This window comes from Streptomyces sp. HNM0575, from assembly GCF_012726265.1.
GTDB lineage: Bacteria > Actinomycetota > Actinomycetes > Streptomycetales > Streptomycetaceae > Streptomyces.
In genome coordinates, this window is the sequence record NZ_JAASAG010000024.1 from 1 (window position 1) to 17,331 (window position 17,331).

Sequence of the window (17,331 nt, forward strand, 5' to 3'; positions counted from 1 at the left end):
GCTGACGGTGACGAATACGGACTGGGAGCTGTTCGCGCCGAGTTTCACGGCGGAGCGTCCCAGCGCGTTGCTCTCGGAGATCCCCCAGGTCCAGCGCGTACTCGCCGAACCGGACACCGACTCCGACGGTGGTACGGGCGACGGCAGCGGCGGCGAGTCGGGGCTGAAGGCGCGCCTGGCGGGGTTGCCGGAGGCGGAGCGTTCCCGGGAGCTGCTGGAACTGGTCCGTACGCATGCCGCCGCAGCCCTGGGACACTCCAGCGCCACGGCGATCAGCGCCGACAAGACCTTCCGGGACCAGGGGTTCGACTCGCTGACCGCGGTCGAACTCCGTAACCGGCTCAAGCGCGCCACCGAAGTGCCGCTGCCCTCCGGGCTGATCTTCGACCATCCCACCCCCCGCGGTGTGGCCGACTGCCTCCTGTCCCATGTGGGGAGCAGTCGGCTCTCGAACCGCGACGCCGACACGGCCGGTTCGGTGCTCGACGAGTTGGAGCGCTTCGAGGCCTCGCTGTGGTCGGTGTCCGAGAAGCACCCCGACCACAGGGCCGTCCAGGAGCGCCTGGACGAGATCCTCGCGCGCATGCGCAAGGCGTCGCCGGTCACCGGTGGCCCCTCCGAAGCGGATATCGAGTCGGCTTCCGTGGATCGGCTGCTCGACATCATCGATGACGAGCTGCTGGATCTCCCCTGAACGGGCTCCGCGTTCTTGCAGCAGGAAATGAGGCTGGACAGTGCAGGAAGAGCAGCAGGACAAGGTAGTCGAGTACCTCAGGCGCGTCACTGTTGATCTTCGTCGTGCTCGCGAACGCGTTCACGAACTGGAGCAGAGGGCCAACGAGCCGATAGCCGTCGTCGGGATGGCGTGCCGCTTCCCCGGCGACGTCGAATCACCCGAGCAGGTCTGGCAGTTGGTCACCGAAGGGCGGGACGCGATCTCGCCCTTCCCGGCCGACCGCGGCTGGGACCTGGGCGCGCTCGCGTCCGGCGGAGCCGGGTCGAGCGTGTCGGGCGAAGGCGGTTTCCTCTCTACGGCCGCCGAGTTCGACGCGGACTTCTTCGGGATCTCGCCGCGCGAGGCACTCGGCATGGACCCGCAGCAGCGGCTCGTCCTGGAGACCTCCTGGGAGGCCCTCGAACGCGGCGGCATCGCCCCGGCCTCGCTACGCGGCAGCCAGACGGGCGTGTTCGTCGGCACCAACGGACAGGACTACGCGGACCTGTTGGATCCCGCCTTCGGGGACGAGGGACACGCCTCGACGGGGCTCATCGCGAGCGTGATCTCGGGACGGCTCTCGTACGCCTTCGGCCTGGAAGGCCCGGCGGTGACGGTGGACACCGCGTGCTCGTCGTCGCTGGTGGCCATGCATCTGGCCGCACAGGCCCTGCGGTCGGGCGAGTGCGACCTGGCGCTGGCCGGCGGCGTGACGGTCATGTCCACCCCGCACGCCTTCGTGGAGTTCTCACGCCAGGGCGGTCTCGCCGCGGACGGCCGTTGCAAGGCGTTCTCCGAGTCCGCCGACGGCACCGGCTGGTCCGAGGGTGTCGGCATGATCGCCCTGGAGAAGCTCTCGGACGCGCAGCGCAACGGCCACAAGGTCCTCGCCGTACTGCGCGGTTCGGCCATCAACCAGGACGGCGCCTCCAACGGGCTGACAGCGCCCAACGGTCCGTCCCAACAGCGCGTCATCCGCCGGGCGTTGGCCAACGCGGAGCTTTCGCCGTCAGACGTGGACGCCGTCGAGGCGCACGGTACGGGCACCACCCTGGGCGATCCCATCGAGGCGCACGCGCTGATGGCGACGTACGGGCAGGACCGCGAACAGCCCCTCTACATCGGGTCGATCAAGTCCAACATCGGTCATACGCAGGCGGCTGCGGGTGTCGCCGGTGTCATCAAGATGGTGCAGGCGATGCACCATGGGCTCCTTCCGCGCACCCTGCACGCAGACACGCCCTCCTCGCACGTCGACTGGGAAGCGGGAGCAGTCGAACTGCTCGCCGAGCAGAGGGAGTGGCCCCAGAGCGAGCGGGTGCGACGGGCCGCGGTCTCCTCGTTCGGCGTGAGCGGCACCAACGCCCACGTGATCCTCGAACAGCCGCCGCTGCCCGCCCCGGAGCCCGAGGCGGCCGACGGCGAGGACGAGGAGGCCGTCCGGGTCGTCCAGCCGGGCGCCGACATCGTGCCTGCGGTCGTGCCGTGGCTGGTGTCGGGCCGGTCGGAGCCGGCGTTGCAGGCCCAACTGGACTCGCTGACCTCCTTCGTGGAGGGCCGTCCCGAGTATTCCCGGGCCGACGTGGGTTTCTCGTCGGTGGTGTCGCGGTCGGTGTTCGAGCATCGTGCGGTGCTGCTGGCCGACGAGGAGGGTCTCACCGAGGCTGCTCGCGGCGTGAGCATGTCCGATCCGGGTCCGTTGGCTGTGGTCTTCTCCGGTCAGGGGAGTCAACGGCTCGGTATGGGGCGGGAGTTGTATGGCCGGTTCCCGGTCTTCGCCGGAGCTTTCGATGCCGCCTTGGCGCACCTGGATCCGGGTCTGCGGGATGTGGTCTGGGGCGAGGACGACGAGGACGAACAGGCGCTGAATCGTACGGGGTGGGCGCAGCCTGCGCTGTTCGCGCTGGAGGTGGCGCTGTTCCGGCTGGCCGAATCGTGGGGCGTCCAGCCCGACTACCTCGCCGGGCACTCCATTGGTGAGATCGCGGCCGCTCATGTTGCCGGGGTGTTCTCGCTTGAGGACGCGTGTGCGTTGGTCTCGGCCCGTGCCCGGCTGATGGAGGCGCTGCCCGAGGGCGGCGCCATGGCCGCCATCGAAACCACCGAGGAAGAGATCACCCCGCTCCTCACCGAAGACGTATCGCTGGGGGCGGTCAACGGCCCGTCCTCGGTGGTGGTTTCGGGCGAGGAGAGCGCGGTCAGCGCACTCGTCTCGCACTTTGAGGAACAGGGGGTGCGGACGCGGCGGTTGCGGGTCTCGCATGCGTTCCATTCGCCGTTGATGGACCCGATGCTGGAGGACTTCCGCACCGCCATCGTGGGGCTGAGCTTCGAGGCGCCGCGGACTCCCGTGGTCTCGAACCTCACGGGCCGTGTGGCCGACGCCGCGGAGATCGCTTCCCCGGAGTACTGGGTGCGGCACGTCCGCGAGGCGGTGCGTTTCGGCGACAGCGTCGAGTGGCTGACCGAGCAGGACGTCACCGAATTCCTTGAACTGGGCCCCGACGGCGTGCTGTCCGCGATGGCCGCGGCAATCGCCCCCGAGACCACGGCCGTTCCCGTCCTGCGCAAGGACCGCGGCGAAGAGGCCACGGCCTTGACCGCATTGGCCCACCTTCACGTCAACGGGCACGCAGTTGACTTCGCCCGGCTGTTCGACGGCACCGACGCCCGGCAGGTCGACCTGCCCACGTACGCCTTCCGGCACAGGCGCTTCTGGCCCACCGGCACTTCACGTCGCGGCGACGTGCGCGCCGCCGGTCTGGAGTCGGTGGATCATCCGCTGCTGGGCGCGGCCGTGGAGGTGGCGGGGTCGGACACCGTCCTCTTCACCAGCCGCCTGTCGCTGGCCACGCACCCGTGGCTGGCCGACCATGTCGTGCAGGGGAGGGTGCTCTTCCCCGGTACCGGGTTCGTCGAGCTGGCGGTGCGTGCCGGTGACGAGGTCGGCTGCGACCGCGTCGAGGACCTGACCCTCGCGGCACCCCTGATCGTGCCGGAGCAGGGCGCGATCCAGGTACAGGTCTCCGTCGGCGCCCCCGACGAGTCCGGGCGCCGCGGCGTCACGGTGCACGCCAGGCCCGACGGCGGCGACGATCTCCAGTGGATCGAGCATGCCTCCGGCCTGCTGGCGGCCTCGGGTGCCGAAGCGCGTACGGACTTCGACGCGTCGGTGTGGCCGCCGACGGGTGCGGCACCGGTGGACGTCGAGGACTGCTACGAGCGGTTCGCCGACGCGGGCTTTGAGTACGGCCCCGTCTTCCAAGGTCTCCAGGCCGCCTGGCGGGGCGAGGACGGTGAGATCTTCGCCGAGGTCGCCCTGCCCGAGGACACCCGGATCGAGGGCTTCGGACTGCACCCCGCCCTGCTCGACGCCGGCCTGCACGCCGTCGGTGCGGCGGACGAAGGGGCGGGCGGAGCTCCCTTCCACTGGGAAGGAGTGACGTTCCAGGCCGTCGGAGCCGAAAGGGCACGCGTGCGGCTCGTGCGTCGCCCGGACGGTACGACGGCGGTCACCGTCGTCGATGTCTCCGGCGACCTCATCGCGTCCGTCGAGTCGTTGGACACGCGCCGGATGGACGCCGAGAAACTGGCGGTCGCCGCCGCGGCCGAACGTAACGCCCTGTTCAACGTGGAATGGGTCGGAGTACAGGCCCGGTCCGCCCCCACGTGGGCGGGCGTGGTCGAGTCGCACGCGCTCGACGTGACCGGAGTTCTGGGGGACGCGGGCGTCGCGGTCGACGTGCTGCCGGACCTGGCCTCCGTGGAGGCGTCCGCTCCGGGCGTGGTGCTGGTGTCCGTGGCGGGTGAGACCGACGGCGACCGCGTGGCCGCCTCCGCCCACTCCGTCACGGCGCGAGTGCTGGAGTTGCTTCAGCAGTGGGTGGCTGAGGAGCGGTTCGCGGGTTCGCGCCTCGTCATCGTCACCCGTGGTGCGGTGTCGGGTGAGGATCTGGCTGCTGCGGCGGTGTGGGGTCTGGTGCGGTCGGCGCAGTCGGAGCATCCGGGCCGGTTCGGTCTGCTGGACGTCGATGACACCGACGCGTCCGTTGCCGCCCTGCCGCAGGCCCTCGGCACGGACGAGCCCCAACTGGCGCTCCGCGACGGTCAGATGCGCGCCCCGCGCCTGACCCGCGTCTCCTCGGCCGAGCCTGCCGCTTCGTGGGATGTCGACGGGGCTGTGCTGATCACGGGTGGTACGGGTGGTCTGGGTGCGGTCGTGGCGCGGCATCTGGTCTCCGAGCGCGGTGTGCGGGATCTGCTGCTGGTGTCGCGTCGTGGGCAGGAGGCCGACGGCGTACAGGAGTTGACCGCCGAGCTGACAGAACAGGGCGCGAGCGTCGAGGTCGCCGCCTGCGATGTGAGCGACCGCGAAGCGCTGTCCGCACTGCTCGCCCAGCACCCCGTCGGTGCGGTGGTGCATGCGGCGGGCGTGCTCGACGACGGTGTGATCGAGTCCCTGACGCCCGAGCGTGTGGAGTCGGTGCTGCGGCCGAAGGTGGATGCCGCCTGGAATCTGCACGAACTGACCCGCGACCGGGGTCTGTCGGCGTTTGTGTTGTTCTCGTCGGTGGCTGGGACGTTCGGTACGGCCGGTCAGGGCAATTACGCGGCGGCGAATGCGTTCCTCGACGCGTTGGCCGTTCATCGTCGTCAACTGGGGCTGCCTGCTGCGTCGTTGGCGTTCGGCCCGTGGGCGGCGGGGATGCTTTCCGGCGCGGATGTCGAGCGGATGGGGCGTTCTGGTGTGCCGCCGCTGGAGGTGGCCGAGGGGCTGGAGCTGTTCGATGCGGCCCTTGCCGTCGATGAGGCTGCGCTTGTGCCGGTGCGTTTGGATCTGGCGGTCTTCCGTGCTCGGGGTGAAGTGCCGCCGCTGCTGCGCGGGTTGATACGCACCCGTACCCGACGCACCGCAGCCGGCTCCGAGACGGCGGTCTCGCTGGTGCAGCGGCTCAGCGGTCTCGGCGAGAACGAACGGCACGACGCGTTGCTGGCGATGGTGCGCACCGAGGTGGCCGCCGCGCTCGGCCACGGCGGCGGTGAGGACATCGACGCCTCCCGCGCTTTCCAGGACCTGGGCTTCGACTCGCTGACGGCGGTCGAACTCCGTAACCGGCTGACGACGGCGACCGGCCTGCGCCTGCCCGCCACGATGATCTTCGACTATCCGACGGCGACCGGCCTCGCCACCCATCTGCGGGACGAGCTGTTCGGCACGGACGCGCAGACGACGGCCCTGGAGCCGTCGCGAGTGCTGCCGTCCCTCGCGGACGACCCGGTCGTCATCGTGGGGATGGCCTGCCGCTACCCGGGCGGCGTCGCCTCCCCTGAGGACCTGTGGCGACTGGTGTGCCAAGGCACGGACGCCATCAGCGACTTCCCCACCGACCGCGGCTGGGATCTGGAGTCGCTCTTCCACCCGGATCCCGACCACCCCGGGACCTCCTACACGCGCAACGGCGGATTCCTGCACAACGCAGGGGAGTTCGACCCCGAGTTCTTCGGCATGTCGCCCCGCGAGGCCCTGGCCACGGACTCGCAGCAGCGGCTGCTGCTGGAAGCGTCGTGGGAGGCGCTGGAGCGTACCGGTGTCGACCCCGCCGACCTGCGCGGCAGCCGCACCGGCGTCTTCACCGGCGTGATGTACAACGACTACGGCACGCTCATGAACGACGACTCGTTCGAGGGCTACCAGGGCACAGGTGCGTCTCCGAGCGTCGTCTCCGGCCGGGTGTCCTACACCTTCGGCTTCGAAGGCCCGGCCGTGACCGTGGACACCGCGTGCTCGTCGTCGCTGGTGGCCATGCACCTAGCCGCCCAGGCCCTCCGCGGCGGCGAATGCGAGCTGGCGCTGGCCGGCGGTGTGACGGTCATGTCCACCCCGAGCACCTTCGTGGAGTTCTCCCGGCAGCGTGGCCTGTCCCCGGACGGACGCTGCAAGTCCTTCGCCGACGCCGCGGACGGAGTCGCCTGGTCCGAGGGCGCCGGACTGGTCGTACTTGAACGACTCTCCGACGCACGGCGCAACGGACACCGGGTGCTGGCCCTCCTGCGCGGAAGCGCAGTGAATCAGGACGGCGCGTCGAATGGTTTGACGGCGCCCAATGGTCCGTCCCAACAGCGCGTCATCCGGCAGGCGTTGGCGAGCGCGGGGCTGTCCACCGGTGACGTGGACGTCGTCGAGGCGCATGGCACCGGTACGACGCTGGGTGACCCGATCGAGGCGCAGGCGCTCCTGGCGACATACGGCCGCGATCGTGATCATCCGCTGCTGCTGGGGTCGGTGAAGTCCAACATCGGTCATACGCAGGCCGCCGCGGGCGTCGCCGGTGTCATCAAGATGGTGCAGGCGATGCGGCACGGCACCCTGCCCCGCACCCTCCACGTCGACGAGCCTTCCACCCATGTGGACTGGGAGTCCGGCGCGGTGGAGCTTCTCACCGAGGACGCGGCGTGGCCGCAGGACGAGCGGGTGCGCCGCGCCGCGGTCTCATCGTTCGGTGTGAGCGGCACCAACGCCCACCTCATTCTCGAACAACCCCTGGAAGAGGCCCAGTTCACGGGGACCGTCGAGGTCGTCCAGCCGGGCGCCGACATCGTGCCTGCGGTGGTGCCGTGGGTGGTGTCGGGCCGGTCGGAGCCGGCGTTGCAGGCCCAACTGGACGCGCTGACCTCATTCGTGGAGGACCGCCCAGAGCACTCCCGGGCCGACGTGGGCTTCTCGCTGGCGGCGTTCCGGTCGGTGTTCGAGCATCGTGCGGTGCTGCTGGCCGACGAGGACGGGCTGACCGAGGCCGCCCGCGGCGTGAGCATGTCCGATCCGGGTCTGCTGGCTGTGGTCTTCTCGGGTCAGGGGAGTCAACGGCTTGGTATGGGGCGGGAGTTGTATGCCCGCTTCCCGGTCTTCGCCGAGGCTTTCGATGCGGTGTTGTCGTATCTGGATCCGGGTCTGCGGGATGTGGTCTGGGGTGAGGATGCGGAGGCGCTGAACCGTACGGGGTGGGCTCAGCCTGCGCTGTTCGCGCTGGAGGTGGCGCTGTTCCGCCTGGCGGAGTCCTGGGGTATCCAGCCGGACTATCTCGCCGGGCACTCCATCGGTGAGATCGCTGCCGCTCATGTCGCCGGGGTGTTGTCCCTTCCCGACGCGTGCACGCTGGTGTCGGCGCGTGCCCGGTTGATGGAGGCGCTGCCCGAGGGCGGTGCGATGGCCGCCATCGAAACCACCGAGGAAGAGATCACCCCGCTCCTCACTGAAGACGTGTCGCTGGGGGCGGTCAACGGTCCGTCCTCGGTGGTGGTTTCGGGCGAGGAGAGCGCGGTCGCCGCACTCGTCTCGCACTTTGAGGAGCAAGGGGTGCGGACGCGGCGGTTGCGGGTCTCGCATGCGTTCCATTCGCCGTTGATGGATCCGATGCTGGACGACTTCCGCAGCACGATCGAGGGCCTGGCCTTCGAGGCGCCGCGGACTCCCGTGGTCTCGAACCTCACGGGCTGTGTGGCCGACGGCGCGGAGATCGCCTCGCCGGAGTATTGGGTGCGGCACGTCCGCGGGGCGGTGCGTTTCGGCGACAGCGTCGAGTGGCTGGCCGGGCAGGACGTAACCGAATTCCTGGAGCTTGGCCCCGACGGCGTGCTCTCGGCCATGGCGGCAGCAATCGCCCCCGAATCCCTGACTGTGCCCGTCCTGCGCAAGGACCGCGCCGAAGAGGCCGCGGCACTCACCGCGTTGGGCCGTCTGCACGTCAACGGCGTGCCCGTCGAGTGGCCCCGGCTCTTCGACCGTACCGGCGCACAGCGGATCGACCTGCCCACCTACGCCTTCCAGCACAGGCGCTTCTGGCCCACGGCCACCCACCGCCGCGGCGACGTGCGCGCCGCGGGCATGGAGTCGGTGGCGCACCCGCTGCTGGGGGCGACGGTCGAACTGGCCGAGGGCGACGGGGTGTTGTTCACCAGCCGCCTGTCACTGGCCACGCACCCGTGGCTGGCGGATCACGTCGTCATGGGACAGGTCGTGGTGCCCGGCACGGCGCTGCTCGATGTGGCGGTGCGTGCCGGTGACGAGGTCGGCTGCGACCGTGTCGAGGAGCTGACCCTCGCGGCGCCGCTGATCGTGCCGGAGCGTGGTGCGGTCCAGCTCCAGGCCTGGGTCGGTGCTCCGGATCAGGACGGAAGCCGCAGGATCAACGTGTACGCCCGTCCCGACGGCGCGGATGACGAGGCGTGGTCCGCGCATGCCGGGGGTGTGCTGTCGCCCGGCGCCGAGACCGCCGGGTTCGACGCGTCGGTGTGGCCGCCCGCCGGGGCCACCGCCCTGAACGTGGAGGAGTGCTACGAGCGGTTCGCCGACGCCGGGTTCGCCTACGGCCCCGTCTTCCAGGGGCTGAAGGCCGCCTGGCGGGGCGGGGACGGTGAGATCTTCGCCGAGGTCGCCCTGCCCGAGGACACCCGGACCGGCGGCTTCGGACTGCATCCCGCCCTGCTGGACGCAACTCTGCACGCTGCCCTGCTCGTTGAGGAAGGCGACGCGGGGCTGCCGTTCTCCTGGGGAGGGGTGTCGCTCCACGCCTTCGACGCCGATGCGGTACGGGCGCGGCTGACGCGTCGTGCCGACGGCTCGATCGCGGTCGCCGTGGCTGACATGTCGGGCGCTCCCGTCGCGATGGTCGAGCAGCTCACCGTACGGCCCGTCACCGCCGGCCAGTTGGACGGTTCCCGTACGCGCCGGGACTCCCTGTTCCGGGCCGGCTGGTCCCCGTTCGCCGGGCCGTCGGCTCCGGCTCCCGACCGGCTCACGGTTCTCGGTGCGGACCCCCTGCTACTCGCCGAGGGGCTTCGCGGCGCGGGCTTCCCGTCCGTCGACGAACTGCCGGACCTGGGTTCGCTTGGCGAGACGGTGCCGGAAGCGGTGCTCGTGCCGGTCGCCGGCGCGACCGGCGGCGATGTGGCGCAGTCGGCGCACTCCGCAACGGGCCGTGCACTGGAGTTGCTTCAGCAGTGGGTGGCTGAGGAGCGGTTCGCGGGTTCGCGCCTCGTCATCGTCACCCGTGGTGCGGTGTCGGGTGAGGATCTGGCTGCTGCGGCGGTGTGGGGTCTGGTGCGGTCGGCGCAGTCGGAGCATCCGGGCCGGTTCGGTCTGCTGGACGTCGATGACACCGACGCGTCCGTTGCCGCCCTGCCGCAGGCCCTCGGCACGGACGAGCCCCAACTGGCGCTCCGCGACGGTCAGATGCGCGCCCCGCGCCTGACCCGCGTCTCCTCGGCCGAGCCTGCCGCTTCGTGGGATGTCGACGGGGCTGTGCTGATCACGGGTGGTACGGGTGGTCTGGGTGCGGTCGTGGCGCGGCATCTGGTCTCCGAGCGCGGTGTGCGGGATCTGCTGCTGGTGTCGCGTCGTGGGCAGGAGGCCGACGGCGTACAGGAGTTGACCGCCGAGCTGACAGAACAGGGCGCGAGTGTCGAGGTCGCCGCCTGCGATGTGAGTGACCGCGAAGCGCTGTCGGCGTTGCTGGCGGAGCACTCGGTCGGTGCGGTGGTGCATGCGGCGGGTGTGCTGGATGACGGTGTGATCGAGTCGTTGACGCCGGAGCGTCTCGACTCGGTGCTGCGTCCGAAGGTGGATGCCGCCTGGAATCTGCATGAACTGACCCGCGAACGGGGTCTGTCGGCGTTTGTGTTGTTCTCGTCGGTGGCTGGGACGTTCGGTACGGCCGGTCAGGGCAATTACGCGGCGGCGAATGCGTTTCTCGACGCGCTCGCCGTCCATCGTCGTCAACTGGGGCTGCCTGCTGCGTCGTTGGCGTTCGGTCCGTGGGCGGCGGGGATGCTTTCCGGTGCGGATGTCGAGCGGATGGGGCGTTCTGGTGTGCCGCCGCTGGAGGTGGCCGAGGGGCTGGAGCTGTTCGATGCGGCCCTGGCTGCCGATGAGGCTGCGCTTGTGCCGGTGCGTTTGGATCTGGCGGTCTTCCGTGCTCGGGGTGAAGTGCCGCCGCTGCTGCGCGGGTTGATACGTACCCGTACCCGACGCACCGCAGCCGGTTCGCAGACGGCGCTGTCACTCATTGAGCGCTTGGACGCCCTCCCCGACGCGGAGCGGCTGGAGACGCTGGTCGACGTCGTATGCGGCGAAGTCGCCGCCGTCCTCAGCTACAGCAGCGGCGGGGACATCGACGCCTCCCGCGCCTTCCAGGACCTGGGCTTCGACTCGCTGACGGCCGTCGAACTCCGTAACCGGCTGACGACGGCGACCGGCCTGCGCCTGCCCGCCACGCTCGTCTTCGACTACCCGACGGCGATGAGCCTGGCCGAGTATCTGCGGGACGAACTGCTCACCGCCGAAGGCACACGGACCGTCCCGCACGTGCCCACACGAATGCTGCCGTCCCTCGCCGACGACCCGGTCGTCATCGTGGGGATGGCCTGCCGCTACCCGGGCGGCGTCGCCTCCCCTGAGGACCTGTGGCGGCTGGTGTCCCAAGGCACGGACGCCATCAGCGACTTCCCCGCCGACCGCGGCTGGGACCTGGAGCGCCTCTACCATCCCGACCCGGACCACCCCGGCACCTCCTACACCCGCAGCGGCGGATTCCTGCACAACGCAGGGGAGTTCGACCCCGAGTTCTTCGGGATGTCGCCGCGCGAGGCCCTGGCGACCGACTCGCAGCAGCGGCTGCTGCTGGAGACGACGTGGGAGGCGCTGGAACGCACCGGAGCCGACCCCGCCGACCTGCGCGGCAGCCGCACCGGCGTCTTCACCGGAGCCATGTACAACGACTACGCCTCCCTCCTGGAGGGCGGCGACCTGGAGGGCCACCAGGGTCAGGGCAGCGCGGGCAGCATCGTCTCCGGCCGGGTGTCCTACACCTTCGGCTTCGAAGGGCCGGCCGTGACCGTTGACACGGCCTGCTCGTCGTCGCTGGTGGCCATGCACCTGGCCGCGCAGGCCCTGCGACAGGGCGAGTGCGACCTCGCCCTCGCGGGCGGCGTCACCGTCATGTCCACCCCGAGCACCTTCGTGGAGTTCTCCCGGCAGCGCGGAGTCTCCGAGGACGGCCGCTGCAAGGCCTACTCGGACTCGGCGGACGGTGTGGGCTGGGCCGAGGGCGCCGGACTGGTCGTACTGGAACGGCTCTCCGACGCCCGCCGCAACGGGCACCGGGTCCTCGCCGTCGTCCGCGGCAGTGCCCTCAACCAGGACGGCGCCTCCAACGGGCTGACGGCGCCCAACGGCCCGTCCCAACAGCGCGTCATCCGGCAGGCGTTGGCGAGTGCGGGCCTGTCGACGTCCGACGTGGACGCCGTGGAGGGCCACGGAACCGGCACCTCCCTCGGAGACCCTATCGAGGCGCAGGCTCTGCTGGCCACCTACGGCCAGGACCGCGAACATCCCCTGCTGCTCGGCTCGGTCAAGTCCAACATCGGGCATACACAGGCCGCCGCGGGCGTCGCGGGCGTCATCAAGATGGTGCAGGCGATGCAGCACGGCACCCTGCCCCGCACCCTCCACGTCGACGAGCCTTCCTCGCACGTCGACTGGGACACCGGCGCAGTCGAACTCCTCACCCGGGACGCGGCCTGGCCGCAGGACGAGCGCATCCGCCGGGCAGCCGTCTCATCCTTCGGCGTGAGCGGCACCAACGCCCACCTCATCCTCGAACAGCCCGGCCCCCACAGGCAGTTCACGCCCGAGGCCCTCCCCGCGCCCGAAGAGCCCGGGCAGCGGAGCCCGTACGGCGAGGAGGAGGCGGGGGAGCCCGCCGGGCGGCAGCACGACGGTGCCGAGCCCGAACCCTCCGCGCACACCGCCCCCGCCGTCGTTCCATGGCTCGTCTCCGGCAGGACCGCCGAGGCGCTCCAGGCCCAAGCAACCCGCCTCACCGGCCACTTGGAGGGCGACGCGGCACCCGGCATCGTCGACGGCGCCTTCTCCCTGGCGACCACCAGGGCCGCGTTCGACCACCGCGCCGTCGTACTCGGCGCCGACCGCGGGGAACTGCTGGGCGCGCTGCGCTCCCTCGCCGAGGGCACCCCGGCCGACGGGCTGGTCAGCGGCACGGCCGGTCGCCGCACCGCGGGCAAGACCGCCTTCGTCTTCCCCGGGCAGGGCTCCCAATGGGCCGGCATGGGCCGCGAGTTGCTGGAGACCTCCGACGTCTTCGCCGCACGTCTCCGTGAGTGCGCGGACGCGCTGGCACCGTACGTCGACTGGTCGCTGCTGGACGTGCTGCGCGACGCGGACGGCGCCCCCGCCCTGGAACGCGTCGACGTGGTGCAGCCCGCCCTGTGGGCGGTCATGGTCGCACTGGCCGACGTGTGGCGCTCCTTCGGCGTCGAACCCGCAGCCGTCGTCGGGCACTCGCAGGGCGAGATCGCCGCCGCCGTGGTGGCCGGAGCACTGAGCCTGGAGGACGCCGCACGCATCGTCGCCCTGCGCAGCCAGGCAGTCGGGGACCGCCTGACCGGAGACGGCGGCATGATGTCCGTGCCGCTGCCCGTCGAAGAGGTACGCGCCCGGCTCGAACGGTGGGACGGACGCCTGGAGGTCGCCGCCGTCAACGGCCCCCGCGCCACGGTCGTCGCCGGAGACGCCACCGCACTCGACGAACTCCAGGCCGCCTGCGAAGCCGACGACGTGCGCGCCCGCCGCGTCCCCGTCGACTACGCCTCGCACACCGTCCACGTCGAGACCATCCGCGACCAGGTCATCGAGGAACTCGCCCCCACCGCCCCCCGCACCGCCCACATCCCGCTGTACTCCACCGTCACCGGACAGCGCATCGACACCACCCAGCTCGACGCCGACTACTGGTACCGCGGCCTGCGCCACACCGTCCTCTTCGAGCAGGCCACCCGGGCGCTCCTGGACGACGGATTCACCGTCTTCGTCGAACCCAGCGCCCACCCCGTCCTCACCGTCGGCCTGGAGCAGACCCTCGACGACGCAGGCGTCGACGGCGTCGCCTTCGGCACGCTGCGGCGCGACGAAGGCGGACAGCGGCGGTTGCTGACCTCCCTCGCCGAAGCCCACGTGAGGGGCGTGACCGTCCGCTGGGACGCCCTCTTCGCCGGAACCGGCGCCCGCCGCGTAGACCTGCCCACCTACGCCTTCCAGCGGCGCCGCTTCTGGCCGGCGCGGCCCGCCCGCACGGGCGACGCCTCCGGCCTCGGCCTGATGCCCGTCGAACACCCCATGCTGGGCGCGGCCGTCGAACTGGCAGGCGCGGAAGGCACGGTGTTCACCAGCAGGCTCTCCCTGCACACACACCCCTGGCTCGGCGACCACGAGGCCTTCGGACGGACACTGGTGCCGGGCTCGGCCTTCGCCGAACTCGCGCTGCGAGCAGGCGACGACACCGGCTGCGACGTCGTTGAGGACCTGACGCTCACCGCGCCCCTGGTGCTCCCGGACCGCGGTGCGGTCGTCCTCCAGGTCACCGTCGGCGACGCCGACGAGCTCGGGCGCCGCCCCGTCGCCGTCCACGCACGGCCCGAGGACGCCGCCGACACCCCCTGGACGGAACACGCCACCGGCCTGCTCGCCGCCGGGGCCCGCACCGCCGACTTCGACGCGTCCGCGTGGCCGCCCGCCGGCGCCGAACTCGTCGACACGGAAGGTTGCTACGAGCGGTTCGCCGAGTCCGGCTTCACCTACGGGCCCGCCTTCCGTGGCCTGCGCGCCTGCTGGCGCGGCCACGGCGGCACCGTCTACGCCGAGGCGGAACTGCCCGACGGCGTCGAAGCCGACGGCTTCGGACTCCACCCCGCCCTGCTCGACGCCGCCCTGCACGCGCTGCTCCTCGCCTCCGAGGACGAGGCCGGGCTGCCGTTCTCCTGGGGAGGGCTCTCCCTCCACGCCACCGGTGCGTCCGTCGTACGGGTCAGGCTCGCGCCCGCAGCCGACCGCACGATGACCGTCGCCCTCGCCGACCCGGAAGGCGCACCGGTGGCGACCGTCGAGTCGCTGGCCAAACGCGTCGTGTCGGCCGGCCAGCTCACGGGCCAGAGCGCCGCCGCCGACTCCCTGTTCGGCGTCGAGTGGGTCGCCGCGGCCGACGGCGAGAAGCCGCCCGAGAGCGTGGCGATCCTCGGTGAGGAGGCACCCGACGTCACCCGGGCACTGCGCGAGGCATCGGCCGGCGTCGACATCTGGACGGACACCACCACCGTCGACGCCGCCTCCGTGCCGGGCGTGGTGCTGGCACCGGTGTCCGCCCGTACGGACGGCGATGTTGCGGCCTCCGCGCACGCGGCTACGGCGCATGCCCTGGAGACGGTCCAACTGTGGCTGGACGACGAGCGGTTCGCGGACAGCCGCCTGGTGTTCGTCACGCGCGGCGCGGCAACCGGTGAGGACCCGGCGGCTGCCGCCGTATGGGGCCTGGTGCGCTCGGCACAGGCCGAACACCCCGGCCGGTTCGGGCTGCTCGACCTCGACGGGGCCGAGGCCTCGCTGGCCGCGCTCCGGCCCGCCCTGGCCGAGGACGAACCCCAACTGCTGCTGCGGGACGGCCAGGTGCACGCGGCGCGGCTGGCACGCGTCACCCCGGCCGAGACCACCGCATCGTGGGACGTCGACGGCACCGTACTGATCACCGGAGGCACCGGCGGTCTCGGCGCGTCCGTCGCGCGGCACCTGGCCTCGGAGCACGGCGTACGGGACCTGCTGCTCGTCTCACGCCGAGGCCAACAGGCCGAAGGCGCGACGGAGCTGGCCGCCGAACTGAACGAGCTCGGCGCGCGGGCGGAGATCGCCGCATGCGACGCAGGCGACCGTGAAGCACTGTCCGCTCTGCTCTCCGAACACTCGATCGGCGCCGTGGTGCACACCGCGGGCGTCCTGGACGACGGCGTCATCGAATCCCTGACAGCTCAGCGTGTGGAGACGGTGCTGCGCCCCAAGGCGGACGCGGCATGGAACCTGCACGAACTGACCCGCGACCGGGACCTCTCCGCCTTCGTGCTGTTCTCCTCCGCGTCCGGAGTCCTCGGCGGCGCGGGCCAGGGCAACTACGCCGCGGGCAACGCCTTCCTCGACGCGCTGGCCCTCCACCGCAGCCAACTCGGCCTGCCCGCCGCATCGTTGGCATGGGGCACCTGGGCGCAGGGCGCCGGCATGACCGGCGACCTCACCGAAGCCGACATGCGGCGCCTGGAACGCTCCGGCATGCCCCCGCTCTCCGTCGAGCAGGGACTCGAACTCTTCGACGCCGCACTGGCCACCGGCGAACCCGCCCTGGTGCCCGCCCGGCTGGACCTGTCCGTACTGCGCGCCCAGGACGACGTACAGCCCCTGCTGCGCCGCCTGATCCGCACCCGCACCCGCCGTGCCGCAGCCGGCTCCGAGACCGCGGGCTCCCTCGTACGGCGCCTTTCGGCGCTCACCGCACCCCAACGTCTCGACGCGCTCAAGGACTTGGTACGAGCCGAAGTCGCCACCGTACTGGGACACACAGCCGCCGCGTCCGTCGACGTCACACGGGCCTTCCGCGAGCTCGGCTTCGACTCGCTGACCGCCGTCGCCCTGCGCAACCGGCTCACCGAAGTCACCGGCCTGCGGCTTCCCGCCACCCTCGTCTTCGACCACCCCAACGCCACCGTCCTCGCCGAACACCTGCGGGACGAACTCTTCGGCGCCGAAGCCGAAGTGGCGCTCCCCACGGCCGTGCGGACGTCCGTCGACGACGACCCGATCGCCATCGTCGGCATGTCCTGCCGCTTCCCCGGCGGCGTCGAATCGCCGGAGGACCTGTGGCGGGTGCTGCTCGACGGCGACGACGTCATCACCGAGTTCCCCGCCGACCGCGGCTGGGATCTCGACGCCCTGCTCCACCCGGACTCCGAACGCACCGGCACGTCCGTCACCCGCTTCGGCGGATTCCTGCACGACGCAGGCGACTTCGACGCCGCGTTCTTCGGCATGTCGCCCCGCGAGGCCCTGGCCACCGACTCGCAGCAGCGGCTGCTGCTGGAGGCGTCGTGGGAGGCGCTGGAGCGTGCCGGGGTCGATCCGCAGTCGCTGCGCGGCAGTTCGACCGGTGTCTTCGCGGGCGTGATGTACAACGACTACGCCCAGCTCCTCAGCAGCGACTTCGAAGGCCACCACGGCACCGGCAGCTCGCCGAGCGTCGCCTCCGGGCGTATCGCCTACACCCTGGGCCTGGAGGGCCCGGCGGTCACCCTCGACACGGCCTGCTCGTCGTCACTGGTGTCCCTGCACTGGGCGGCCCAGTCGCTCCGTCAGGGGGAGTGCGACATGGCGCTCGCCGGCGGCGTCAGCGTGATGTCCACCCCGGCGACCTTCGTCGAGATCTCCCGGCAGCGCGGCGTGGCAGCCGACGGCCGGTGCAAGGCCTTCTCCGACTCCGCCGACGGCACCGGCTTCTCAGAAGGCGTGGGGTTGTTGGTGTTGGAGCGGCTCTCGGATGCGGAGCGTCTTGGGCATCGGGTGCTGGCGGTGGTGCGGGGCAGTGCCGTCAACCAGGACGGTGCGTCCAACGGTTTGACGGCGCCGAATGGTCCGTCGCAGCAGCGGGTGATTCGGCAGGCGTTGTCGGCTGCGGGTCTTGCGGCGTCGGATGTGGATGCGGTGGAGGCGCATGGTACGGGGACGGCGTTGG

At 71.4% G+C, this 17,331-nt stretch carries 2 protein-coding genes; both read left to right on the forward strand.

What is annotated here, in order from left to right:
• A partial coding sequence (locus HCC61_RS29910) for a phosphopantetheine-binding protein (RefSeq protein ID WP_240969425.1) occupies positions 1-694 on the forward strand: 694 nt, incomplete at its 5' end.
• A gap of 40 nt (positions 695-734) precedes the next feature.
• A partial coding sequence (locus tag HCC61_RS31115; RefSeq protein WP_169140993.1) for a type I polyketide synthase occupies positions 735-17,331 on the forward strand: 16,597 nt, incomplete at its 3' end.